This window comes from Streptomyces sulphureus DSM 40104, from assembly GCF_000381025.1.
GTDB classification, from domain to species: Bacteria; Actinomycetota; Actinomycetes; order Streptomycetales; family Streptomycetaceae; genus Streptomyces; species Streptomyces sulphureus.
Genome location: NZ_KB905813.1, coordinates 218,307 through 242,343 on the forward strand (window position 1 = coordinate 218,307; position 24,037 = coordinate 242,343).

The 24,037-nt window shown below is 73.9% G+C and carries 23 protein-coding genes; 15 read left to right on the forward strand and 8 right to left on the reverse strand.

Annotated features, from left to right (window positions below; genetic code table 11):
• Nucleotides 1-27 precede the first annotated feature (27 nt).
• Nucleotides 28-660 (forward strand): NAD(P)-dependent oxidoreductase, encoded by a 633-nt coding sequence (locus F603_RS0100940; protein WP_019544144.1) that lies wholly within the window; start codon nt 28-30, stop codon nt 658-660.
• A 37-nt stretch (nt 661-697) separates the two neighbouring features.
• Nucleotides 698-1,333 (forward strand): NAD(P)-dependent oxidoreductase, encoded by a 636-nt coding sequence (locus tag F603_RS0100945; RefSeq protein WP_019544145.1) that lies wholly within the window; start codon nt 698-700, stop codon nt 1,331-1,333.
• 639 nt (nt 1,334-1,972) lie between these two features.
• Here F603_RS0100945 and F603_RS0100950 read toward each other — a convergent pair.
• A complete protein-coding gene (locus tag F603_RS0100950) occupies nt 1,973-3,940 on the reverse strand; it encodes a helix-hairpin-helix domain-containing protein (RefSeq protein WP_019544146.1) in 1,968 nt (655 codons plus the stop codon).
• Nucleotides 3,937-4,935 (reverse strand): aldo/keto reductase, encoded by a 999-nt coding sequence (locus F603_RS0100955; RefSeq protein ID WP_019544147.1) that lies wholly within the window; start codon nt 4,933-4,935, stop codon nt 3,937-3,939. Before F603_RS0100955 ends, F603_RS0100950 begins: the two co-directional genes overlap by 4 nt.
• Before the next feature lie 76 nt (nt 4,936-5,011).
• Here F603_RS0100955 and F603_RS0100960 point away from each other — a divergent pair, with 76 nt between their 5' ends.
• Both F603_RS0100960 and F603_RS0100965 read left to right on the forward strand, forming a co-directional pair.
• Nucleotides 5,012-6,064: an LLM class F420-dependent oxidoreductase gene (locus tag F603_RS0100960; RefSeq protein WP_019544148.1), complete on the forward strand. Its 1,053-nt coding sequence runs from the start codon at nt 5,012-5,014 to the stop codon at nt 6,062-6,064.
• Nucleotides 6,065-6,194: 130 nt separating this feature from the next.
• The gene (locus F603_RS0100965) at nt 6,195-7,013 is read left to right on the forward strand and encodes a hypothetical protein (protein WP_019544149.1); all 819 of its coding nucleotides are present in this window, start codon (nt 6,195-6,197) and stop codon (nt 7,011-7,013) included.
• Between the two features lie 7 nt (nt 7,014-7,020).
• Here F603_RS0100965 and F603_RS0100970 read toward each other — a convergent pair whose 3' ends face one another.
• Nucleotides 7,021-8,022, reverse strand: coding sequence for a magnesium and cobalt transport protein CorA (locus F603_RS0100970; RefSeq protein WP_019544150.1), 1,002 nt, complete (start codon nt 8,020-8,022; stop codon nt 7,021-7,023).
• Nucleotides 8,023-8,135: 113 nt separating this feature from the next.
• Between F603_RS0100970 and F603_RS0100975 the strand changes: the two genes are divergently transcribed.
• The 5 genes from F603_RS0100975 to F603_RS31360 all read left to right on the forward strand — a co-directional run bounded on the left by F603_RS0100975 (nt 8,136) and on the right by F603_RS31360 (nt 12,260).
• Nucleotides 8,136-8,834, forward strand: coding sequence for an MSMEG_4193 family putative phosphomutase (locus F603_RS0100975; protein ID WP_019544151.1), 699 nt, complete (start codon nt 8,136-8,138; stop codon nt 8,832-8,834).
• Nucleotides 8,835-8,933: 99 nt separating this feature from the next.
• Nucleotides 8,934-9,524 carry a DUF3090 domain-containing protein gene (locus F603_RS0100980; protein ID WP_078503484.1) on the forward strand — a complete coding sequence of 197 codons (591 nt, stop codon included), beginning with the start codon at nt 8,934-8,936 and terminating at the stop codon, nt 9,522-9,524.
• On the forward strand, nt 9,521-10,438 hold the full coding sequence (locus F603_RS0100985; RefSeq protein ID WP_019544153.1) for an SCO1664 family protein: 918 nt from the start codon (nt 9,521-9,523) through the stop codon (nt 10,436-10,438). The genes F603_RS0100980 and F603_RS0100985 overlap by 4 nt, the downstream gene beginning before the upstream one ends.
• Nucleotides 10,439-10,539: 101 nt before the next feature.
• Nucleotides 10,540-11,769 carry a cysteine--1-D-myo-inosityl 2-amino-2-deoxy-alpha-D-glucopyranoside ligase gene (gene mshC, locus F603_RS0100990; protein ID WP_026328037.1) on the forward strand — a complete coding sequence of 410 codons (1,230 nt, stop codon included), beginning with the start codon at nt 10,540-10,542 and terminating at the stop codon, nt 11,767-11,769.
• A 140-nt stretch (nt 11,770-11,909) separates the two neighbouring features.
• A complete protein-coding gene (locus F603_RS31360; RefSeq protein ID WP_019544155.1) occupies nt 11,910-12,260 on the forward strand; it encodes a YrhK family protein in 351 nt (116 codons plus the stop codon).
• Nucleotides 12,261-12,308: 48 nt separating this feature from the next.
• Here F603_RS31360 and F603_RS0101000 read toward each other — a convergent pair whose 3' ends face one another.
• Entirely contained in the window at nt 12,309-13,352 is a 1,044-nt protein-coding gene (locus F603_RS0101000) for a PAC2 family protein (RefSeq protein ID WP_019544156.1), read from the reverse strand.
• 201 nt (nt 13,353-13,553) lie between these two features.
• Here F603_RS0101000 and F603_RS0101005 point away from each other — a divergent pair, with 201 nt between their 5' ends.
• Nucleotides 13,554-13,772 (forward strand): hypothetical protein, encoded by a 219-nt coding sequence (locus tag F603_RS0101005; RefSeq protein WP_158678589.1) that lies wholly within the window; start codon nt 13,554-13,556, stop codon nt 13,770-13,772.
• The gene (locus tag F603_RS0101010) at nt 13,769-14,596 is read left to right on the forward strand and encodes an SDR family NAD(P)-dependent oxidoreductase (RefSeq protein WP_019544158.1); all 828 of its coding nucleotides are present in this window, start codon (nt 13,769-13,771) and stop codon (nt 14,594-14,596) included. Before F603_RS0101005 ends, F603_RS0101010 begins: the two co-directional genes overlap by 4 nt.
• Before the next feature lie 76 nt (nt 14,597-14,672).
• On the opposite strand, the gene F603_RS0101015 is transcribed toward F603_RS0101010, so the two are convergent.
• A complete protein-coding gene (locus tag F603_RS0101015) occupies nt 14,673-15,494 on the reverse strand; it encodes an IclR family transcriptional regulator (RefSeq protein ID WP_019544159.1) in 822 nt (273 codons plus the stop codon).
• 179 nt (nt 15,495-15,673) lie between these two features.
• Between F603_RS0101015 and F603_RS0101020 the strand changes: the two genes are divergently transcribed.
• The 4 genes from F603_RS0101020 to F603_RS0101035 are packed head-to-tail and all read left to right on the forward strand — an operon-like array spanning nt 15,674 to nt 20,410.
• Nucleotides 15,674-16,231, forward strand: a complete 558-nt coding sequence (locus F603_RS0101020) for a thioesterase family protein (protein WP_026328038.1) — start codon at nt 15,674-15,676, stop codon at nt 16,229-16,231.
• An 11-nt stretch (nt 16,232-16,242) separates the two neighbouring features.
• Nucleotides 16,243-17,403, forward strand: a complete 1,161-nt coding sequence (locus tag F603_RS0101025) for an acyl-CoA dehydrogenase family protein (RefSeq protein WP_019544161.1) — start codon at nt 16,243-16,245, stop codon at nt 17,401-17,403.
• Nucleotides 17,403-19,550, forward strand: a complete 2,148-nt coding sequence (locus F603_RS0101030) for an acetate--CoA ligase family protein (RefSeq protein ID WP_019544162.1) — start codon at nt 17,403-17,405, stop codon at nt 19,548-19,550. Before F603_RS0101025 ends, F603_RS0101030 begins: the two co-directional genes overlap by 1 nt.
• Nucleotides 19,551-19,603: 53 nt before the next feature.
• Nucleotides 19,604-20,410 (forward strand): enoyl-CoA hydratase-related protein, encoded by an 807-nt coding sequence (locus F603_RS0101035; RefSeq protein WP_019544163.1) that lies wholly within the window; start codon nt 19,604-19,606, stop codon nt 20,408-20,410.
• Between the two features lie 37 nt (nt 20,411-20,447).
• Here F603_RS0101035 and F603_RS0101040 read toward each other — a convergent pair whose 3' ends face one another.
• From F603_RS0101040 to F603_RS0101050, 3 genes are all read right to left on the reverse strand, one after another.
• Entirely contained in the window at nt 20,448-21,119 is a 672-nt protein-coding gene (locus F603_RS0101040) for a FadR/GntR family transcriptional regulator (RefSeq protein ID WP_019544164.1), read from the reverse strand.
• 45 nt (nt 21,120-21,164) lie between these two features.
• Nucleotides 21,165-22,337 (reverse strand): glycoside hydrolase family 18 protein, encoded by a 1,173-nt coding sequence (locus F603_RS0101045; protein WP_019544165.1) that lies wholly within the window; start codon nt 22,335-22,337, stop codon nt 21,165-21,167.
• 85 nt (nt 22,338-22,422) lie between these two features.
• Nucleotides 22,423-24,033 (reverse strand): glycerol-3-phosphate dehydrogenase/oxidase, encoded by a 1,611-nt coding sequence (locus F603_RS0101050; RefSeq protein WP_019544166.1) that lies wholly within the window; start codon nt 24,031-24,033, stop codon nt 22,423-22,425.
• Between the last annotated feature and the right edge of the window lie 4 nt (nt 24,034-24,037).

The window sequence follows — 24,037 nt, forward strand, 5'->3', positions numbered from 1 at the left end:
GGGCTCCACCATCGAGGGAGCACTGTCATGAAACTGGTCGTGGTAGGTGCGGCGGGTCGCACCGGCCGGCTGATCGTCGAACGCGGTCTGGAGAACAAGCACGAGGTGCGCGCGGTGCTCCGCGATCCGAGCCGCCTCCAACTCACCGACGAGAACCTCGAGTTGGTCACCGCCGACGTCCTCGCCGACGGCTCGCTCGACGGGGCCCTCGACGGCGCGGACGCCGTGGCCGTCGCGCTCGGCACGCCGAACCGCTCGACCACGACCGTCTTCTCGCAGGGGATGCGGAACGTCGTCGCGGCGGCGGGCAAGTCGGGCACCCGGCGGCTCCTCACGATGTCCTCGGCCGGGCTGGAGGTCGGGCACCTGCCGCTGATGCAGCGGCTCGTCTCGCAGTTCGTCGTCGACCGCGTGTACCGCAACATCCACCTCGACCTCGCACGGATGGAGGACGAGGTCGAGGCGAGCGGGCTCGACTGGACGATCGTGCGGGTCCCGATGCTCAAGGACGGCCCTGCGAAGCCGCACTACGAGGCGGTCGTGGGCGGACACCTCGCCAAGGCGGGGGCTGCGACGCGCGCCAACGTCGCCGACTGGATCGTCGGCCACCTCGACGACGCGTCCACGTTCGAGCAGCGCGTGGAAGTGGGCGACGGATGACCGGCATCGAGGAGCCGGCCCGGCGGGGGAGGCGGGGGTGAGGATCGTCGTCTTCGGCGCGTCGGGCGGGACGGGGCGGCAGCTCCTGGCGCAGGGCGCGGAGCGCGGGCACGAGATGACCGGCTTCGCACGCAACCCGCCCGCCGGCGAGGGCGGCGGCGCGCGATGGGTCCGTGGCGACGTCCTCGAACCCACCGACGTCCGGGGCGCGTTGAAGGGCGCCGACGCCGTCCTCTCCGCGCTCGGCATCGGCTTCCGCCGCCACGCCACGACGGTGTACTCGGCGGGCACGGCCCACATCATGGCGGCCATGCACGCGGAGGGGGTGCGCAGGCTCCTCTGCGTCTCCACCACCAGCCTCGAGCCGCCGCCCTGGTCGCGGTCGCCCGCCCAGCGACTCCTCGCCTCGGCCGTACTCCACCCGCTGCTGCGCCGTCCCTACGGAGACATGGCACTCATGGAGCGGGCCGTCACGGCCGAGGACACCCTCGACTGGACGGTGGTGCGCGCGGCCCGGCTCACCGACGGCCGCAGAACCGGCCGTTACCGCACCGCACCGGGCGGCGCTCTGCGCGGGGCGTGGTCGATCTCCCGGGCCGACGTCGCCGACTGCCTCCTGCGGCACATCGACGCACCGGAGACGCACCGTTCCGTGGTGGACGTCGCCTATTGAGCGCGGCCTGCGGGTCGCGGGCCGTGCCGCGCGGTGCCCGGCGTTCCAGCGCCGGGCGCCGCGCGTGGGGGCGGCGGTCGGGTGCCGGCCTGCGCGGAATGTTGGGCGGGTGCCGGCCGTGCGGGTGGCGGTTGCGCCCGTATCTGCGTGAGCGTCGGGGCGGGGCGCCTGGACGTGCGGGCAGTATCCGTGCGCCGAATCTGCGCGGGTGTCGCGTCTGCACGGGGGCCGGGCGTCGGGCGCCGGGCGCCGGGCGTCGGCCGTACGGCGGCAGTTGAGGCTCGAGTCGCGCGGGCGTGGTGCGGGGCCTGGGGCCAGTGCGGGCTGTCGGGCAGCCTCGGGTGCCGCGTCCGCACGGGCACTGGCCGGGCGTGAGCCCGTACGGCGGCAGTTTGGTATCGGATCTGCGCGCGAGTGGGACCAGCGCGGTTGTGCGGGCAGAAGTCCGGCGCCGGTTCGCGTGGGCACGGGCGGGTGCCAGCCCGTGCAGGCTGGTCTGCGCGGACGTCCGACCGCGTGCGCCGGGTCCGCGCGTGTGTGTCGGCCCGCGCGAGGCCAGCACCGGGCGCCGACCCGCGCGGGCAACAGGTGGGCGGAGCCGCACGGTTGGCCCCGCCGTCTTCGGGTTGAGGTGAGGCGTCAGCCCTGTGCGTCGGCCGCTGCGAGCGCCATGGACCTGGTGAGGAGAGTGCGCAGCCTCGTCGTCCGCTCGGGCATGCGCTGGCCCGCGACGACCTGGGGGAGGGCCTCCACCGCGCCGTGCACCACCGAGAGGTGCGCCTCAGCACGGCTGAGCGCGGTGTAGATCCACTCCCGCGTCAGCGCCTCGACCGCGTCCCCGGGGACGACGACCACGGCCGCCGGCCACCGCACCCCCGCGGCCTGGTGCGCGGTGATCGCCCAGCCGTGCCTGAGCACCCCGGCGAGACGCTCGCGCGGCACGGTCTCGGTACCGGACGCCGTCTCGATCACCAGCCCGTCCTCCGCGGCGGCGGAGACGGTGCCGACCGAGGTGTGCCCGGGGGCGGGGGAGTACGCGACGCGGTCGCCCGGGTCGAAACCGTCGAACCGGCCGGGGCCCGGGTTGAGTTGCTGCTTCAGGGCGGCGTTGAGCGCTCTGGTGCCGGCGGCCCCGCCGTGGCCGAGGGCGATGACCTCGGTGTCCTCGCTGGCGACCCCGAGGGCACGGGGGACGGAGTCCGCGACGAGCTGCACGCTGCGGTGGACGGCCTCCCCCGGAGCGGTGACGGGGACGATCACGACCTCACGCCCGGGAGCCTCCACCGCTTCCCACTCCCCGGCCCCCACACCGGAGACGAGCTCGCCGATCGGCCCCGGGTCGGGGGTGCGCGAGGCCACGTGCGGGCAGGCGCGAGAGGCGAGGACGTCGCCCAGGACGTTGCCGGGACCTGCTGCGCCGAGCAGCATCGGGTCGCCGCTGAGCACGAGCCGCGCCCCCTCGGGGAGCGACTCGACGACGGCCGCCGCGGTCTCGGCGTCGAGCAACTGCGCGTCCTGGAGCACGAGGAGGTCCAGCGGCCAGCGGCCCTCCTCGTCCCGAGCGGGACCCTCGCGTCCGGCGAGCAGCCCTGCCACGGTGACGGCGTCCGCGGCCTCGTCGGGCGGTGCCGCGTGCCCTGGTGCGGACGCCTCGCGCACGAGCGCGGCGAGCCGCGCCGTGCCCTCGGGGGCGTGCGCCGCCGCGCAGACGCGCAGGCCCTGCCCAGCGGCCGCGGCCACGAGCGCGGCAGGCTCGCGCCGCGCCTCCTCGCCGCCGGTGTGCACCACGAGCCCGCTGCCCGCGGTGGCCCTGACCAGCTCGGCGGCCGAGCCCGGCCCCGCGGCCGAGGCGGCGGCCTCCCAATCGGCGCCCCCGCGCGGGGCGTCGGGCTCGCCGGCCGCCGGAGAGCCCAGGGTGGCCAGCAGGCGGGCGAGGCCGTCGGCGAGGCTCTCCTCCGCCAGGGCGTAGCGGTCGAGGCCGAGGAGCATCCGCCCCGGCTGCTCCTCCTCTTCCGCTTCCTCTGCCGCGCCGCCCGTGCGCGGCGCGGGGCCGGCGTCGAGGGAGTCCTCGAAGGCGAGCACGGCGCCCGACTCGATCGCCTCCCGTACGGCCGCCTCCGGGTCGGGGACGGCGTGCTCCGCGAGGCCGCGGGAGAGGTCCTCGGGGGCGAGTGCCGAGTGCCCGCGCAGCGCCGCGCGCTCCAGCAGCCAACCGACGAGGGCCGCGCTCCGCCGCGGCTCCCCGGGCCCCGCCTCCGCGCCGAGCAACGCCCGCGCGAAGGCGTCCACCTGCTCGGGCCCGACGCCGGGCACGGCGAGCAGTCGCCAGGGGTCCTCCGCGAGCGCCTCCGCGGCCCCCTCGCCGAGCGCCTCCGCCGCCGGGGCCGCGAGCGCCGCGGGCACACCGCCCTCGGCGAGCAGCTCCCGCAGGGCCGGCCCGGCCGTGGCCGGGCGGCGGACGCCGGGGGCCTGCTCGGCGGGGGCCTGCGCCTGCTGCGGGGGCCGCGCTGCGGGCGCCGGTTGGGTGAAGAAGGACGCGGCGGAGCGCTCGCCGCTCTCCACCGCGCGTACGGCGGCGAGGAGTTCGGCTGCCTTGTCGTTCGTCACAGCTCGCTCCAGTCGTGGTCGGGGTAGCGGTGCACCGGTGCGGAGACGTCGTCGAGCGCCCGGCGGATCTCGTCAGGAAGACTAAGCCCCTCCACTGACAACGCCTCCGCCAGTTGCTCCGACGTCCGCGCCCCCACCAGCGGTGCGACCACCCCCGGCCGGTCCCGCACCCACGCGAGGGCGACCTGGGCGGGCGGCAGCGCCAGCCCGTCGGCCGCTGTCGCGAGCGCGTCCACGACCCGGGCCGCGCGCGCGTCGAGGTACGGCTCGACGAAGGGTGCGAGATGCGGCGAGGCGCCCCGCGAGTCCCAAGGCCGGCTCTCCCCGCGGTACTTGCCGGTGAGGACGCCCCGGCCGAGGGGCGAGGAGGGGAGCAGTCCGACGCCCAAGTCCAGTGCGGCGGGCAGGACTTCGCGCTCCACCCCGCGCTGGAGCAGCGAGTACTCCATCTGCGCCCCCGCGACCCTGGTACGGGCGCCGCCGGCCGCGAGCTGCCAGGCGCCGGCCTTCGCCAGTTGCCACCCCGAGAAGTTGCACACGCCCGTGTACCTGGCGCGCCCGCTGGAGACGGCGATGTCGAGCGCCTGGAGCGTCTCGTCGAGAGGGGTGAGCGGGTCGAAGGCGTGGAGCTGCCAGAGGTCGACGTAGTCGGTGCCGAGCCGCTCCAGCGAGGCGTCGAGCGCGGAGAGGAGGTGCCCCCTGGAGGCGTTGACGCGGCGGGTGGGGTCGGGGACGCTGCCGGCCTTGGTCGCGATGACCAACTCCCGCCGGGGCACGAGGTCCTGCATGAGGCGGCCGAGCAGGTGCTCGGTGCCGCCGTCGGCGTAGACGTCCGCGGTGTCGACGAGCGTGCCGCCCGCCTCCCAGAACGCCTTGAGCTGGTCGGCCGCCTCCTGCTCGGCGGAGGCCGCGTCCGCGTCGACGGCCCAGCCGAGGGTGCCGAGTCCGATCCGTGAGACGCGTAGTCCGGTACCTCCGAGGTGCCTTTGCTCCATGGGCGTTGAGCGTACTTGCGGCGGCCGTTAGAGTCCCCTGGGACCTTGAGATTACTGATCAGTAAGGGGATGTGCGATGCGGCTGGGTATCAACCTCGGCTACTGGGGCGCCGGCATGGACGCGGACAACCTGGCCGTCGCGCGCGAGGCCGACCGCCTCGGCTACTCGGTCTGCCACGCGGCGGAAGCGTACGGCTCCGACGCGGCCACCGTCCTCAGCTGGGTGGCCGCGCAGACCGAACGGATCGACATCGGTTCCGCGATCTTCCAGATCCCCGCCCGCGCCCCCGCGATGACGGCGATGACCGCCGCCACCCTCGACTCCCTCTCGGGCGGCCGCTTCCGGCTCGGCCTCGGCGTCTCGGGCCCGCAGGTCTCCGAGGGGTGGTACGGCGTCAAGTTCGACAAGCCGCTGGCGCGCACCCGCGAGTACGTCGAGATCGTCCGCAGGGCGATGTCCCGCGAGCGCCTCTCCTACGAGGGCGCCCACTGGACGCTCCCGCTCCCCGACGGACCCGGCAAGCCGATCAAGCTCACCGTCCACCCCGAACGCGAGGAGATCCCGCTCTACATCGCGGCGATCGGCCCGAAGAACCTCCAGCAGACCGGCGAGATCGCCGACGGCGCGCTGCTGATCTTCTTCTCCCCCGAGCACGCGGAGGAGACGACCCTCCAACACCTGCGCACGGGCCGCGAGGCGGCGGGGCGCACGCTCGACGGCTTCGACGTCTGCCCCACCGTCCCGATGGCGCTCGGCGACGACATCGACGCGCTCGCCGACATCTTCCGCCCGTACACGGCGCTCTACGTCGGCGGCATGGGCAGCCGGAAGCAGAACTTCTACAACGCCCTCGCCAAGCGGATGGGCTACGAGAAGGAGGCCGAGGAGATCCAGGAGAAGTACCTCGCCCGCGAGAAGGACGCCGCGGCCGCCGCCGTCCCGCGCCAACTGATCGACTCCACCACGCTCCTCGGCTCCGTCGAGCGGATCGCCGACCGCATGCAGGCGTACGCCGACGCCGGGGTCACCACGCTCTCGCTCACGCCGGCCGGGTTCACGCTCGACGAGCGGCTCGCGGCGCTGCGCGCGGGGGCCGAGGCCGTCGAGCGCGCCGGGCTCGCCGAGTAGGAGCGGGCCCGGGGAGCCTCGCTGCCGGCCCTCCGCCGTTCGGCGCAGCCGGAGGCGCTAGCTGTTGCCGGGCAGCCTGCACGCCACTTGACTTCTTTGCGCGGAAACCTGCACGGAGGTGGTGGCAGCGATGCTCTCGGCCAAGAGCCTTTTCCAGGAGATCCTCAACAACGACGACTCGTTCCGGCTCTTCTGCTCGATCGCCGCGACGGGCGAGGCCCAGGGCGGTTGGGAGAACGCGCGGATCGCGGCGCTCGTCCCCGCGACGCAGTGCGCGCTCGCACCGAAGGTCGCGCGGCACGGCGCCGACGAGGACAAGCACGGGCGGATCTTCGAGGCGCTGCTGCGCAAGCGCGGCCTCACCCCCGCCGAGGTCCCCGACGACGCCGACTACACGATGATCCTGGAGGGCCTCGGCATCGGCCTCGCCCACGAGAAACTGCGACGCGAGCAGCACCTCACCGAGCGGGACGTCCTCACCTACCTCGCGCACAGCCGCGTCACCGAGCAGCGCGCCAGCGAGGAGATGACGATGCTCAAGGACCTCTTCGGCGAGGACCCGGAGCTCGGCCGGGCGGTGCGCATGATCTGCAGGGACGAGGAGAACCACCTCGCCTACTGCCATGAGGAGCTGCTCCGCCTCTCCGCGGAGGGCCACGGCCGGCTGATCCGCACCCTGCTGCGGGAGAGCGCCCGCGCGGAGATCAGGGTCTACCGGAACGTCAGCCTCGCCGTCATGGCGCGCATGGGGACGATCCTCGGCTGGTCGAGGCTGCGCGGCGGCCTGCTGGCCTTCGGCATCCACGGCCGCTACGTCTACGAACGCCTCGGCGGCTGGCGGCGGTTGACGCGGCTGCGGATGCCCGAGCGCAGGGACGCACTCGGCGGAGCACCCGCCGTCGCCCCCGAGTACGCGCCCGACGCGGCCGCCGAGCCTGAGGTGGCGTGAGCGGGGCTCACATCCAGCCGCGTCTCCGGAAGAGCCGGAAGAGGGCGAAGCACGCTCCCGCCATGAGCACGAGCACCGCCGGATACCCCCATGCGCTGTGGAGTTCCGGCATGACGTCGAAGTTCATCCCGTAGACGCCGGCCACGGCGGTCGGGATCGCGACCATCGCCGCCCACGCGGAGATCCGCCGCATCTCGTCGTTCTGGCGCACCGAGGTCTGCGCGAGCGAGGCGGCGTGGATCGCGGAGAGGAGCCGATCGAGGCCGTCCACCTGCTCGTTGACACGTATGAGGTGGTCGTGGACGTCGCGGAAGAAGGGCCGCGCCCCCCCGTCGGTGAACGGGACGGCCGTGCCGGTGAGCCGCTCGGCCGGCGTCGTCAGCGGCAGCGTCGCCCGCCGGAACGTCAGCACCTGCCGCTTGGCCGCGTACACCCGCTCCGCGACGCCGGGGCCCGCGCGGCCCCGCTCCTCGGGGGCGAAGACGGTCGACTCGACCTCCTCCAGGTCGACCTGGAGGAGGTCGGCCACCTCCAGGTAGCGGTCGACGACCGAGTCGCAGAGCGCGTAGAGCACCGACGTCGGCCCGTACTGCAGGAGGTCGGGCTGCGCGGCGAGGCGGCGGGCTGCCGCGCCGTGCTCGCCGGGGCGGGTCTGCGCACCGTGCTCGACCGTGACGGCGAAGGAGTCGCCGACGAAGGCCATCAGCTCGCCGGTGGAGACCTCGCCCTCCTCGTAGGCGACGGGCTTGAGGACGAGGAAGAGGGAGTCGGCGTAGACCTCCAACTTGGGCCGCTGGTGGGCCCGGAGGGCGTCCTCGACGGCGAGGGGGTGGAGCCCGAAGCCGGCGGTGGCGCGCGCGAAATCCTCCGGTGTCGGCTCGTGGAGAGCGATCCACAGGAAGGCGTCCGCGCTCTCGCGGGCGCGCTGCAGCGCCTCCCCGGCGTCCTGCGGGTACTCCGCGGGGCCCTCCGTGCGGTAGAGCGTGCACTCCTCGATCACGGGGGACATTCTTCCGCGATCCGTCCCTCGTACAACCTGCGTGCCGGGAGGTGTTCGTCATGCCGGGCGGCCGGCTCCCCGCGGCCGACGGGCTGTCGGCGGGCTCGTCTAGGGTTGGGCTCATGGCCACGCTTCTCCTCGTACGCCACGGCAGGTCGACGGCGAACACCTCCGGACTGCTCGCCGGCCGCTCGCCGGGCGTCGCGCTCGACGCCGAGGGCGCCGCGCAGGCCGCCGCGCTCCCGGCGCGGCTCGCCGGGCTCCCGCTCGCGGCCGTCGTGAGCAGCCCGCTGCAGCGCTGCGGGGAGACGCTCGCGCCGCTCCTGCGCGAGCGCCCCGAGCTGCGGGCCGCCACCGAGGAGCGGATCAGCGAGTGCGACTACGGCGAGTGGAGCGGCCGCCCCCTCGCCGAGCTCACGGGCGAGCCGCTGATGACGACGGTCCAGCAGCACCCGTCGGCCGCCGCCTTCCCCGGCGGCGAGTCGATGCGCGCCATGCAGCAGCGCTCCGTCGACGCGGCCCGTGAGTGGGACGCGTCGGTCGAGCGCGAGCACGGCCCCGAGGCCGCCTTCCTGATGTGCTCGCACGGCGACATCATCAAGTCGATCGTCGCCGACGCCCTCGGGATGCACTTCGACCTCTTCCAGCGCATCGCCGTCGCCCCCTGCTCGGTCACGGCGATCCGCTACACCGAGCACCGCCCCTTCCTGCTGCGCCTCGGCGAGACGGGCGAGTTGGGTTCGCTCGTGGCGGGACCGGCCTCGGCGTCCGACACCGAGACGGGGGAGCGCGGCGTCGCGCCGGTCGGGGGCGGTGCGTAGTGGGGATGATCGGCACCCGCAGTAGGGTGCAGTGACCGCGGGCGCCACGGCGCCCGCGGAAGTCCGAGCCAACCATCCGTCGACGTCAACGGAGCGAGAGTGTCCCGTCAGGTGTTCCTTTACGACCCGCCGGACCGGTTCGTCGCCGGGACGGTCGGGTTGCCTGGCCGTCGCACCTTCTTCCTCCAGGCCACAGCGGCCGGCCGCACCACCAGCGTGGCCCTGGAGAAGGCACAGGTGGAGGCGCTGGCCGAGCGGATCGACGAACTCCTCGACGAGGTCGTGCGCCGCTCCGGCGGCAACGCTCCCGTACCGGCCGTGGCCCCCTCGGAGATCGACGACACGGCCCCGCTGGAGGCGCCGATCGAGGAGGAGTTCCGGGTCGGCACGATGGCCCTCGCCTGGGACGGCGACGGCGAGTGCATGGTCGTCGAGGCGCAGGCCGTCGTGGAGCTCGCCGCCGACTCGGAAGAGGACCTCGCCGACGAGGAGGAGCGGCTGCTCCAGGACGACGAGAACGGCCCCCCGATGCTCCGGGTCCGCCTCAGCGGGACGATGGCACGCGCCTTCGCCAAGCGCGCGATGGAGGTGGTCAACGCGGGGCGTCCGCCGTGCCCGCTGTGCAGCCTCCCGCTCGATCCCGAGGGGCACGTGTGCCCGCGCCAGAACGGATACCGCAGGGGCGAATGAGCGACTCGGAACCCGGCGCCGCTGCGGAGCCGCAGCCTCCGCCGCGCCTCGACCCGGTGGAGGACCCGTCCTCCGAGCGCGTCCGTACGGCGCTGGCACAGGGCGAGTTGACCGTGCACGGGCGCATCCCGGACGCCTCCAACGCCGTCCTCTTCGGCTCCGTCGCACACGAGGGGGCGCTGCTGCCCTGCGTCTACAAGCCGGTCGAGGGGGAGCGCCCGCTCTGGGACTTCCCCGAAGGCGACCTGGCCTCCCGCGAGGTCGCCGCCTTCGAGGTGGCGAGCGCGGGCGGCTGGCCCCTGGTCCCCGCGACGGTGCTCCGCGAGGGGCCGTACGGCAGGGGCATGTGCCAGGCGTGGGTCGGCACACCGCCGACGGCGGACGACGCGGCGGACCCGGACGACGACGCGACCGACGACGCGGACGAGGACGCGCAGCCGTTCCTCGCCCTCGTCGACTCCCAGGAGCCGGAGGAGGGCTGGAAGGCCGTCGGCTTCGCCGACGTCGGCGAGGGCCGCACGGCGCTCCTCGTCCACGCCGACCACCCCGAGCTGCGCCGCCTCGCGGTCCTCGACGCCGTCCTCAACAACGCCGACCGCAAGGGCGGCCACCTCCTCCGCCACCGCGGCCGGCTCTACGCCATCGACCACGGCGTCACCTTCCACACCGACGACAAGCTCCGCACCCTGCTGTGGGGTTGGGGCGGCGAGGAGCTCACCTCCGAGGCCGTGGCGGTCCTCGGCACCCTCGCCGCGCAGCTCGCCGAGGACGGGCCGCTCGCACGACGCCTCGCCGGTCTGCTCACCGCGGCCGAGGTCGAGGCGGTGCGCAAACGCGTCGCTGCGCTCCGCGCCTCGGGCCGCCACCCGCTGCCGAGCGGCGACTGGCCGGCGATTCCCTGGCCCCCGGTGTAGCGCGGAAAGCCGCCTGCGCAAGAGCGCGGATCAGGCCATCGGCGCAGGCCGGACCGCTCCCGTCGGTATGCGAACGCCGCGCCCGGGTTAGGCTCTCCACCATGCATGCCTGGCCCGCTTCCGAGGTCCCCGTCCTGCCTGGGCAGGGCCGCGACCTCGCACTCCACGACACTTCGACGGGAGGACGGGTCGCCCTCACCCCCGGTCCCGTCGCCCGTATGTACGTCTGCGGCATCACCCCCTACGACGCCACGCACCTGGGGCACGCGGCGACCTACAACGCCTTCGACCTCGTGCAGCGCGTGTGGCTCGACACCGGGCGGCAGGTTCAGTACATCCAGAACGTCACCGACGTCGACGACCCGCTCATCGCGCGCGCGGTCGAGACGGGCGAGGACTGGGCCGCGCTCGCCGAGCGCGAGACGGCGCTCTTCCGGGACGACATGACGGCGCTGCGGATGCTGCCGCCCGAGCACTTCGTCGGCGCCGTCGAGGCGATCCCGTGGATCGTCCCCATGGTCGAGCGGCTGAGGGACGCCGGCGCCACGTACGAGATCGAAGGCGACGTCTACTTCTCCGTCTCGGCCGACACCCACTTCGGCGAGGTCTCCCGCCTCGACGCGGAAACGATGCGTCTGCTCTCCGCCGAGCGCGGGGGCGACCCGGACCGCCCCGGCAAGAAGAACCCGCTCGACCCGATCGTCTGGATGGCGGCCCGCGAGGGCGATCCGCACTGGGACGGCGGCTCGCTCGGGCCCGGCCGACCCGGGTGGCACATAGAGTGCGTCGCAATCGCACTGCACTACCTGGGGATGGGCTTCGACGTGCAGGGCGGCGGCAGCGACCTCGCCTTCCCGCACCACGAGATGGGCGCCTCGCACGCGCAGGTGCTCACCGCCGAGTACCCCTTCGCGAAGTCGTACGTGCACGCGGGGATGGTCGGGCTCGACGGCGAGAAGATGTCGAAGTCGAAGGGGAACCTCGTCTTCGTCTCGAAGCTGCGGCAGGACGGCGTCGACCCGTCGGCGATACGGCTCGCCCTCCTCGCGCACCACTACCGCTCGGACTGGGAGTACACGGACGCCGTGCTCCAGGAGGCCAACGCGCGCCTGGCACGCTGGCGTTCGGCCGTCTCCCGCCCCGACGGGCCCGCGGCCGAGGGGATGCTCGACGAGGTGCGCGCGGCCCTCGCCGACGATCTCGACACCCCGGCGGCGCTCGCGGCCGTCGACCGCTGGGCGGCCGAGCAGGAAGCCTCGGGCGGCAGCGACACCGGCGCCCCCGGCCTCGTCTCGCGCACCGTGGACGCGCTGCTCGGCGTCTCGCTCTGAGCGTCGGCGCGGAGGGCACGGTCTTCTGCCGTGCGCCTCCGCGCAGGTGCGCGCCGCGGTCCGCGGCGTGCCGAACGCCGTGCCGCGGCTCCGACCGTGGTACGCCTGTCCGGCTCGGAGGCGACTGCCGGGAGGCGCAGATGGCGGGGACGGAACCGAAGCCCGAGGGGCCGAAGCAGGAAGGGTCGGCGGACGGCCGGGCTCCGCACAAGCAGGCACTCGTCTTCTCGCTGGGGCACGCGGAGTTGATCGTCCGCCGCCGCTACGAGGCGGCGAGCATCTGCAACGACGTGCTCATCGCCGTGTGGTTCATCCTCGGCAGCATCATGTTCTTCTCCGAAGCCTGGACGACGACGGGCACGTTCTGCTTCCTCGCCGGCAGCGTGGAGCTCCTGATCCGTCCGCTGATCCGCCTCTCCCGCCAGTTCCACCTCAAGCGCTTCCGCCCGCGGGGGAGCACCGTCCCGCGGGAGACCGCGGAGGACTACTGACGCGGCACCCGGCCCGACTCACCGGCGAGGACGGGCCGTTGGGCGCTGTCAGCCGCCCTCGCCCTCCTCGTCGGGGCGGTCGCGGCCGCCGCGGTCCCTGCGCGCCTCGCTGCTCTCGTCGTCGCTCTCCTCGTCGGTGGCCGCGGTGTCCGGGTCACCGGTGGAGGCGCTGGGCTCCTTTTCGCCCGGGCGCGGTCTGTGGCTCTCTCTGCTCTTGCCACGGGGGGCGCTCTCGCCGGGGTCGTCGTCCCGGTGGCGCAGGTAGCGCTCGAACTCCTTGGCGATCGCCTCCCCTGACGCCTCGGGGAGTTCGGCCGTGTCCCGCGCTTCCTCCAGCGACTGCACGTACTCGGCCACCTCGCTGTCCTCGGCGGCGAGTTGGTCGACACCGAGCTGCCAGGCCCTGGCGTCCTCGGGGAGGTCGCCGAGCGGCATGTCGACCTTGATCAGGTCCTCGAGGCGGTTGAGCAGGGCGAGCGCGGCCTTGGGGTTGGGCGGCTGCGAGACGTAGTGCGGGACGGCGGCCCACAGGCTCGCGGCCGGGACGCCCGCGTGGGTGCACGCCTCCTGGAGGATGCCGACGATGCCCGTCGGTCCCTCGTACTTCGTCTCCTCCAGACTCAGCGTGCGCGCGAGGTCGGCGTCGGAGGTGAGACCCGTCACGGGGACGGGGCGGGTGTGCGGGGTGTCGCCGAGGAGGGCGCCCATCACGACGACCATCTCCACGCCCAACTCGTGGGCGAAGCCGAGGAGTTCGTTGCAGAAGGTGCGCCAGCGCATGCTCGGCTCGATGCCCCTCACGAGGACGAGGTCGCGCGGACGCCCGCCCGAGGACTCCCCGACGCGGACCACGGAGAGCCGCGTCGTGGGCCAGGTAACCCGGCGGACGCCCTCGTCGAGCCAGACGTGCGGCCGATTGACCTGGAAGTCGTAGTAGTCCTCGGCGTCGAGCGCCGCGAAGACCTCGCCCTTCCACTCCCGTTCCAGGTGCGCGACCGCACTGGAGGCGGCGTCGCCGGCGTCGTTCCAGCCTTCGAACGCGGCCACCATGACCGGGTCGACCAGCTCGGGAACGTTCTCGAGCTCGATCACCCAGCGCCTCCTTCCGTCCAGTGCGAGGCACTCGGCCCCGGCACCGGAGACCGTTCTCCTTGCGTGCCCGCCCAGCCTACGGCGTGAGCGGGGTGCTGCCGCAGCCCCCGCACGCATCCGGTCCGTTCCGTGCACACCTCTCGACGGTTCGTGTCGGCGCGGCTATACATCGGACCTATGACCAGAGGTCCGATGTGCAGCTTGACACCCATCGAGGTCCGCGACATCCGCTTCCCCACCTCTGACCGCCCCCACGCCTCCGCGGCGCCACCGCTCCCGCCGCTACGCCGCATGGTGCACACGCCGCAACCGTCCGTGCCCGGACCCGAGTTGCGCGCCCACGGCGTCTGCCCGATCGCCGCGGCGACCCGTGTCACCGACCGTCCCGCACCGTGCGACAGGCAGGAGGCGCCCGCATGACGTTCCCCACAACGGCGGCCGAACCCACCGCTGAGGCACCCGACTTCGCGGGCACGGCGGCGCTCGTCACCGGCGGCGGGTCCGGTATCGGCGCCGCGACGGCACGCCTCCTCCTCGCTCGGGGCGCCGACGTCGCCGTCCTCGACGCGGAGCCCGGCGGCGCGCCGCCGGGAGCGCTGGCGCTGGAGGCGGACGTGACCGACGAGGACGCGGTGCGCCGTGCCGTGGACCGGGCAGCCGCCGAGTTCGGCGGGCTGCACACCGTCGTGGGCAACGCGGGCGTCGGCGCCGTCGGTACGGTCGAGGAGAACGACGACGAGGAGTGGCGGCGCGTGCTCGACGTCAACCTCCTCGGCCTCGTCCGTACCGACCGGGCCGCGCTTCCGCACCTCCGGCGCTGCGCGGCGGACCGTCCCGGGCGGGTCTCCATCACGCACACCTGCTCCATCGCGGCCACCGCAGGGCTGCCGCAGCGGGCGCTCTACGCGGCGAGCAAGGGTGCGGTGCTCTCGCTCACGTTGGCGATGGCGGCCGACCACATCCGCGAGGGAGTCCGCGTCAACTGCGTCAACCCCGGTACCGCGGACACGCCTTGGGTCGGCCGCCTCCTCGACCGGGCGGCGGACCCGGCGGCCGGGCGGGCGGCGCCGGAGGCCAGGCAGCCGGCGGGTCGGCTGGTGCGGGCGGCCGAAGTCGCCCGCGCCGTCGCCTACTTGGCGGGCCCTGACGCGGCCTCCGTCACGGGCGAATCGCTCGCCGTCGACGGCGGCATGCAGGGCGTGCGGCTGAGACCTGACGCGCCCGGAGGCAGTGGGGCCACATAGCCGCGGATTCGGCCGAGTCGGCGTCAGGGAGCCGCCGACTCCCCGTACGGGCGGGCGAGTCGACGCGCCGCCCGGCTCAGCGGGCGAGCGGCGCGGCGGCGCCCGGAGCGAGGCGGCGGCGGATCTCGGCCGCCGCCTCCTGCGCCTGGGGCCCGAGTTCGGCGAACCGGCTCTCAGGCACCCGGTCGTGCGGCCCCCAGACGCAGACCACGGCGACCGGCCGCCCGCCGGCGTCCAGCACCGGCGCGGCGACCCCGTTGAGCTGCGCCTCCAGCTCGCCGACGCTGATGCCGTACCCGCGCTCCCGCACCGCGGCCAACTCGGCGTAGAGCGCCTCGCGGTCGGTCTGCGTCGTTGCGGTGTACCCGGCGAGCCGACGGGAGAGGAGCGCCTCGACCTCGGCGCGAGGCTCCCATGCGAGGAGCGCCTTGCCGGCCGACGTCGCGTGGATGGGGACCTCGCGGCCGAGCCAGCGGGCGGTGAGCACGGCGGGCGGTACCACCTCGTCGACGTACGTGATGCCGCCCCCGCCCTGGGCCACGGCGAGGTTCGCGGTCTCGCCGGTCGTCTCGCAGAGGCGCTGCAACACGTCGTGCGAGCGCCGCACCAGCCCCTCTACGCCGGCGGTCGACGCCATGCGGCTCACCGCGGGGCCGATCGTGTACCGGTTGGCGGCGGGGTCGCGCTCGACGAGTGCGTGGTGTTCCAGCGTGGCGAGGAGGCGCCAGGCGGTGGCGCGGTTGAGGTCGCACACCTCGGCGAGCTCCGCGACGCTGCGTCCTTCGGGGGCGCTCGCCGAAACGGCATTGAGCAGGGCGATCGCCCGCTCCAGCGACTGCACCCTGCCGCCGCCCGGCCGGCCTTTCGCCTCGGTCGCCGCTTCCTCCGCCACGTCCATTCCTGTGCCTCCGCTGTCTCGCTCTGTCGCCCCGGAAGCGTAGTCGCCGCGGGCGGCGGCCGGATCGCACGCCTTGACGTGCGGAAGCGCCCGCTCCTATTGTCGCGCACTACGAACAACTGCCGCACATTGTGCAGAGCAAATGCCCGCCAACCCCGCATCACGTCACAGGTGAACCCATGGAAGCCAGCCCGCGCCGAGTAACCACGCCGTACGAGGGGACGGGCGTGCGCCCTTGGGACGACGGCGCCCCTGTGCCGACGCCGCTCGCCCTCCACCGCACGCCGGTGCGGCCCCAATGGGCCGACTACAACGGGCACATGAGCGAGTCGTGCTACCTGCTCGTCTTCGGCGACAACTCCGACGCCTTCTTCCGCTACCTCGGAGTCGGCGAGGAGTACCGGGCGGCGGGGCACTCGCTCTACACGGTCGAGACGCACCTGCGGAACCTGCGCGAGGCCGTCGTCGGCGACCCCCTCGTCGTCACCCTCCGCCTCCTCGACCACGACGCGAAACGCCTCCACGTCTTCCACGAGATGCGGAACGAAACCGAGGACACCGTGCTCGCCACGGCCGAACAGATGCTGCTCCACGTCGACGTGGCGGCGGGACGCGCCACCGCGCTCCCGGACGAGCTGCTCCGCAGGCTCGACGCCGTCCGCGCCGCCCACTCCGCCCTGCCCGCGCCGGAAGCCGCGGGCAGGCCCATGGGCATCCGCCGCAGCCGCACCAACTGAGGGAGCACCCAGTGGACTTCGCACTCACCGACGAGCAACGCCTCATCGCGGAGACGGTCTCCGCCTTCGTCACCGCCGAACTCGACCCGCACGCCGACGAGGTGGAGCGGCTCGACGAGGTGCCCGACCAACTCGCCCGCTCCATCCGGGAGAAGGCACTCGCTGCGGGGCTCTACGCCGCCAACATGCCCGAGGAGATCGGCGGCGGCGGGCTCGACGCGGTCAGCATGACGCTGGTGGAAAGGGAGCTGGGGAAGACGAGCTTCGCGCTCCAGTCCCTCGTCGCCCGCCCCAGCAACATCCTCCAGGCATGCGAGGGCGAGCAGCGCGAGCGCTACCTGCTGCCCGCGGTGCGCGGCGAGCGCCACGACTGCCTCGCCATGACCGAGCCGGGCGCGGGCTCGGACATCCGCTCGATGCGCGCCAGCGCCGTACGCAGCGGTGACGCGTACGTACTCGACGGCACCAAGCACTTCATCTCGCACGCCGACATGGCGGACTTCGCCGTCGTCTTCGCCGCGACGGGGAGCGAGGAGACGGCGCACGGGCCGAAGAGCCTCATCACCGCCTTCCTCGTGGACCTCGACGCGCCGGGCGTCGAGGTGCGGCGAGGCTCCGACTGCGTCTCGCACCGCGGCTACCACCAGTGCGAGCTCGCCTTCACCGGCTGCCGGATACCGGTGTCCCAGCGGCTCGGCGAGGAGGGCGGCGGCTTCGCGCTCATGGGCGAGTGGCTCGGCGCGAGCCGGCTCCAGGTCGCCGCGACGAGCGTCGGGCGAGCCCGGCGCATCCTCGACCTCACGCTCCAATGGGCCGCGGAGCGCGAGCAGTTCGGGCGCCCGGTCGGGCGCTTCCAAGGCGTCGCATTCCCGCTCGCCGACATGGCGACGGAGCTGGAGGCGGCGGAGCTGCTGACGCTGCGCGCCGCCTGGAAGCAGGACAACGGCGGCATGACGGACAGGGACGCGGCGATGGCGAAGCTCTACGCCTCCGAGGCGCTCGGGCGCATCGCCGACCAGGCGCTCCAGACCTTCGGCGGCATGGGCCTCATGGCGGAGCTGCCGATCGAGCGGTACTGGCGCGACGCGCGCGTCGAGCGGATCTGGGACGGCACCAGCGAGATCCAGCGCCACATCATCTCCCGTTCGCTGCTGCGCCCGTTGGGCGCCTGATGCGGGGCGCAGAAGAGACGGGCCTCGCACGCCTGCTGCGCCCGCGGCACCTCGCGCTCTACGGCGGCGCGGCCGTCGCCGAGGCCGTACGGCAGTGCCGGGCCGTCGGCTACGAGGGCGAGCTGTGGCCGGTCAACCCGCGCCGGCAGGAGATCGAGGGGCTGCCGTGCTACCGCACCACCGACGAGCTGCCCGAGCCGCCCGACGCCGCCTTCGTGGCGGTTCCCGCGGACCGGACGGTGGACGTCGTCGCCGAACTCGCCGCGCGGGGCGCGGGCGGTGCCGTCTGCCACGCCTCCGGGTTCGCCGAGGAGGGCGCCGAAGGGGCACGCCGTACGGCCGAGTTGCGGCGTGCGGCCGGCGGCATGCCCGTGATCGGCCCCAACTGCATCGGCATCCTCAACTACCTCGACGGCACGGCGCTCTGGGCCGACCGGCACGGCGGCGAGCGGGTCTCCAGCGGAGTCGCGCTCATCACCCAGAGCGGCAACATCGGGCAGAACGTCACCATGCAGCGCCGCGCGCTTCCCCTCGCCTACGTGGTCACGAACGGCAACGGTGCGGTGACGGGCGTGCCGCAGCTCATCGACCACCTCTCCGCCGACCCGCGCGTCACGGCGATCGGGCTCCACCTCGAAGGGATCTCGGACGCCGCCGAGTTCTCCCGCGCCGCACGCTCCGCGCTGCGCCGCGGGGTGCCCGTCGTCGCGTTGAAGACGGGCACCTCCGAGCTCGGTGCCCGCGCCGCCCTCAGCCACACCAGCTCCCTCGCCGGCTCCGACGTCCTGTGCGACGCGCTCTTCGCACGGACGGGCGTGGCGAGGGTGCGCGACGTCCCCGCCTTCGTCGAGACGCTCAAACTCCTGCACGTGCACGGCCCGTTGGAGGGCCCGGGCGCGGGCGAGGACGGGCGCGCCGGCATCACCTCGGCGAGTTGTTCCGGAGGCGAGGCCGCGCTGATGGCCGACACCGCCGCGCGGCACGGCGTCGAACTGCCGCCGCTCGGCGAGGAGCAGGCCGCGACGATGGCCGAACTCCTCGGCGAACACGTCCACATCAGCAACCCGCTCGACTACCACGCCTACATATGGGGCGACTTCGAGGCCCAGCGCGCCTGCTTCACGACGCTCACCGGCGGCGAGCACGACATGAACGTCCTCCTCCTCGACATGCCGCGCACCCGGGCACCCGAGGGCGACCCCTGGGCCACGACGCTCGACGCCTTCACGGCGGCACGCGAGGCCACCGACTCCCGCTGCTGCGTGGCGAGTTCGCTCCCCGAGGGCCTGCCGGAGGAGGAGTCCCGCCGCCTTCTCGCCGCGGGCGTCGCACCGATGCAGGGGCTCTCCGACTGTCTGCGGGCGATAGCGGCGGCGCGGTCGATCGGCGTCGCGCGGTCCCGGCTGCACACGGCGGAGGAGGACGGAAGCCCGCTGGCGGCGCCGTTGCCCCCGGCGCCCCGACGGTCGTCCGAGCAGGGTGAGTTGGCCGACGAGCACGCGGGCAAGTCGGCGCTCGCCCGGTACGGCGTCGCCGTGCCGCACGGTGTCGTGGCGGGACGGGCGGAGGCAGCCGCCGCGGCATACGAGGTCGGTTTCCCCGTCGTCGTCAAGGCGCTCGCCCCTGGGCTCGCGCACAAGAGTGAGGCGGGAGGCGTGCGGCTGGGGCTGCGGACCGAGGACGAAGTGGCGTGCGCGGTGGGGGAGATGTCCGCGCTCGCCGACCGCTTTCTCGTGGAGCGGATGGTGCCGGACGCCGTCGCCGAACTCCTCGTGGGGGTGCACAGGGACCCGGTCTTCGGTACGGCGCTGACCCTCGGGGCCGGCGGCGTCCTCGTCGAAGTCGCCGCGGACACCGCGACGTTGCTGCTCCCCACCGGGCGTGAGGAGATCGAGGCGGCGCTCTCCTCGCTCCGGCTGTGGCCCGTGCTCCGCGGTGTACGCGGCAGGCCGGCGGGCGATGTGCGGGCGGCCGTCGCGGCGGTCGAGGCCGTGGCCGCCTACGCCGCGGACCACGACGACGTTGCCGAACTCGACGTCAATCCGCTGCTGGTACTCCCCGAAGGCGAAGGAGCGGTCGCAGCGGACGTCCTCGTGCGCCGCCAACCGCCCTACGCACACGGGGAGCAGGACGGGCGAACCGCCTGACGCGCGCCGCCGATGCGTCGGGCGGCCTCACAGAAACCGACCAGGAGGAGAGAATGCAGAGCACAACGGACGCGGCCCACGAGGCGGTCCGCAGCGAGGAGCAGGACGGCGTCCTCGTCGTCACCCTCGACCGGCCGAAGGCGAACGCCATCGACACCAGCACCAGCCGCGCGCTCCATGCGCAGTTCACACGGTTGCAGGAGGACCCGGGGCTGCGGGCGGCCGTGATCACGGGCGCCGGCGACCGGTTCTTCTCGGCCGGATGGGACCTGAAGGCCGCAGCCGAGGGCGAGGCGATCGACGCCGACCACGGTCCCGGCGGCTTCGCCGGGCTCACCGAGCTGCACCGGCTCGACAAGCCGGTGATCGCCGCCGTGGGCGGCCTCGCCTTCGGCGGCGGCTTCGAACTCGCCCTCGCCGCCGACCTGATCGTCGCCGCACCGCACGCCGAGTTCGCGCTCCCCGAGGTGCGGATCGGCATGATCGCCGACTCCGGCGGGGTGCTCAGGTTGCCGAGGCGCCTCCCGCGGGCGGTGGCGACGGAGCTGCTGCTCACCGGGAAGCGCCTCAGCGCGACGGAGGCCGCTCGCTGGGGCCTCGTCAACGAGGTGGCGGAGCCGGGGGCCGTCCTGGAACGCGCGGTGGCCCTGGCCGGGGAGCTCGCGCAGGGCGCACCGCTTGCGCTCGCCGCCGTCAAGGAAGTCCTCAGGGAGACCGAGGCGTTGGACGTGGAAGCCGGGTTCACGCGGATGCGCAGCGGCGAACTTCCGCGCTACGACGCCATGTTGCGCTCAACCGACGCGGAGGAGGGACCGCGTGCCTTCGCCGAGAAGCGCACGCCGGTGTGGAAGGGCGCGTGAGCCGAACTGCCTCCGACAGCGGGGGAGTCGGGGCCCCTCACGGTGTCGAGCGGAGCCGCCGCTCGACACCGGCGAGGTGCACGGTCGACCAGGAGCGCGCCGCCTCGGCGTCGCCGTCCCGCAGCGCCGCGAGGATCTGCCGGTGCTCGTCGAGCGCACGGCCGACGGCGTGCTCCCGGGCGAGGCCGCGCCACACCCGGGCCCGTGTCGCCGGCGCCGCGAGCGCGTCGAGCAGCGAGCGGAGCACCGGGTTGCCGCAGGCGGCGTTGGTGCGGCGGTGGAACTCCAGGTCCGCCTCGACGAGCTGCTCGACGGCGGAGTCCCCACCCAGCGACTCCAAGCGCGCCTGTAGGGCGTCGAGTTCGTCCCTGCCTATCCTGGAGCCGGCGAGCGCGGTCGCGGCCGGCTCCAGGATGCGCCGCACCGCGAGGTAGTCGAGCACGGCGCCGTCCCGCTGGAGCTCCACGACCGACCCCAGCGCCTCGAGCAGCAGTCGGGGGTCGAGGCTGGTGACGTACGTGCCGTCGCCCTGGCGCACGTCGAGGACGCGCACGAGCGAGAGTGCGCGCACCGCCTCCCGCAGCGAGCTGCGGGAGAGGCCCAACTCGCCTGCGAGCACACTCTCCTTGGGCAAGCGGTCACCGGGCCTGAGCGCCCCGGAGACGATCATGCCGCGGATCTTCTCGATCGCCTCGTCGGTGACCGCCACAGCGCCGTCCTTCCCCCGACCGCCCAGACATCCGATCCCTCGCCATTATGGGGGTTTCCTCCCTGCGACTTCGCACCAACTCCTGCGGTAGGCAGTCCAGTCGGCTTCGTCGGCGGCGAAATCCACGTACGCCGCCGTACCGAACCGCCTGCGCCGCACGTCCCCGCGGCCGAGGCCCAGCCGGATACCGCGCACCGCGGCCGGCACGGTCTCCGCAGAGGCGCGGTGGGCGAGGTTGTCGGTGTGGAAGAAGGGCAGCCCCATCAGGAGATCGGTCCCGCGCGGCGTCGCCTCCAGGGCCAACTCCGTGAGATGCGCGACGAGTCCGCCGTAGTGGCTCTCCGTCTGCATCCAGGTGTCGTACGACATCATCGCGATCTGGTCGACCCGCCGTGCGACCTCCCCGAAGTACCCCTGCGACCAGTACTTGCCCCGACCGCTCACCGCACCCAGAACCCGGTGTGCCTCGGGTAGCGGGTCGATCTGGTGCGCTGCTACGGAGAGCACGCCGCCCGCGCCGGAGACCACGGGGCCGAGCCGATCGAGAAGGCGCAGGAAGTCCTCGTTGCCCGAGTGCATCTGCTCCAGGTCGAAGTGGACGCCGTCGAACCCCGCCCGCATCACCTGCCGCGCGCTCGCCACCACCGCGCGCCGCGAGGCCGGGTTGGCGAGGCGCAGCCCCTTCCCCGCGCGCTCGCCGGCCTCGTCGTAGACGAGGACGTCGCCGAGCCACGCCTGCACACGGACCCCCGGCAGCTTCTTGCGGACGGCGCCGAGCAGCCACGGAGTCCGTGGGGCACGGCTCGCGTCGAGCGTGCCGTCGTGCTCCAACGGTCCTGTGTGCACGTAGAGATCGCGCACGCCGGTGCCCTCGATGCGGCGCCCGAGGCGGGCCAGGTCCTCGGCGCCCTTGCGGCCGTCGACCCAGGCGTGGCCCAGCCAGACGGCGTCGCGTCCGCGCGTGTGCGCCCCTGCGGGGAGGTCGCCCGCGTAGGAGAGGCGCAGCGCCGTCGCCGCGGTGGCCGCGGGGAGGAGGACGGCGGCGCCGAGCGCGGGCAACCCCCACAGCAGCAGCCTGCGCCGGAGCGTCGGGGACGGGACCCCGCCGGCGTACGCCCGGCGCTCGGCCGTCGATTCCGTCCGTCCGCCCTCGGCTGCTTCCGGGCCGCCGGTTCCCGCCGGCCCGTTCTCGTCGTCCGCCCGCTGCTCACCGAACATGGGTCGGATGCTGCCACGCAGAAGCGACGGTGCGATCCGAAACCCCGGAACGCACCGCCGCCGTAAGGACGTTGACCGCGCGGTGTCAGCCGCGACGGTCGTCGAGTATCCGCTGCACCTTTGCGCGCACCTCGTCGGTGTCGAGCCCGCGGATGGTGAGCGTGGTGCGGCGACGCAGCACGTCGTCCGCCGTCTCCGCCCACTCGTGGTCGCGTGCGTAGACGACCTGTGCCCAGACCTCGGGTCCGTCGGGGTGGATGCGCTCGCCGAGCGCCGGGTCCTCGTTGACGAGCCGGGCGATGTCGAAGGAGAGCGACCCGTAGTGCGTTGCCAACTGCCGTGCGGTGAGCGGGTCCATGCGGGCACCCGGCTCGCGGTCGACGAGCAGACGGTGCGCCACCGCGTTCGGGTTGGAGACGCCCGGCAGCGGAGTGTGGCGCACGAGCCGCTTCACCGGCTCCATGTCCTCGGCGAGTGCCCCGCCGGGCAGCTTCGTCAACTTGTCGAGGACAGTGCGACCGATGTGCCGGTACGTCGTCCACTTGCCGCCGGCGACCGAGAGCATCCCGCCGCGCCCCTCGCTGACGACCGTCTCGCGCTTCGCCGACTCGACACCGCCGGGACCGCCCGGCAGCACCCGCAGTCCGGCGAACGCGTAGGTCATCAGGTCGCGGTCGAGGTGCTCGTCCCGCACGGAGAACGCCGCCTCGTCGAGGATCTGCTGGATGTCGGACTCGGTGGCGCGGACGTCCGCGGGGTCGCCCGTGTACTCCTCGTCCGTGGTGCCCAGCAGGAGCTGGTCCTCCCATGGAAGCGCGAAGGTGATCCGGTACTTGTCGATCGGCGTCGCCATCGCGGCCCTCCACGGAGCCTTGCGCTTGAGGACGAGGTGGGCGCCCTTGGAGAGCCGGATCGACGGGTCCGCCGCGCTGTCCTCCATCGCGCGCAGGTGGTCGACCCACGGCCCGGTCGCGTTGAGGACCAGGCGTGCGTCGATGCCGAACTCGGTGCCGTCGAGGCGGTCCCGCAGCTCGGCGCCCGTGACGCGGCCGCGGGTGGTGCGCAACCCCGTGACCTCGGCGTGGTTGAGCACGACGGCGCCGGAGTCGACGGCGGCGCGGACCGTCATCACCGCCATGCGCGAGTCGTTCATCTGGTGGTCGCCGTAGACCGCGACCGCCTTGAGGTTCTCCGTCCGCAGGCCGGGGTTGTCGGCCGCGGCCTTCGACGGGGAGATCACGCGGCCGACGCCGTCACCGAAGGCCGAGAGCGCCGAGTAGGCGAAGACACCGGCACCGAGCTTCGCCGCCCCGTGCGGCCCGCCCTTGTAGACGGGCAGGTAGAAGGTGAGCGGGTTGACCAGGTGCGGTGCGACGTCCTTCGCCAGCACCCGCCGCTCGTGGTGGTTCTCCGCGACCAGCTTCACGGCGCCCGTCTGCAGGTAACGCAGACCGCCGTGCACCAGCTTGGAGGACGCGGACGACGTGGCTCCCGCGAAGTCGCCCGCGTCCACCATGGCCACCCGCAGCCCCGACTGCGCGGCATGCCAGGCGACCGAGGTGCCCAGGATGCCGCCGCCGACGACCAGCAGGTCGTACGTCGCGTGCGCGAGCAGGTCCCTGGTCTCGGTGCGGCCGGGGTTGCTGCCGGCAGCCGGGTGCGTCCCCAGGGCGGGGGCGCTCAGCGGGGTGTTCATCTCT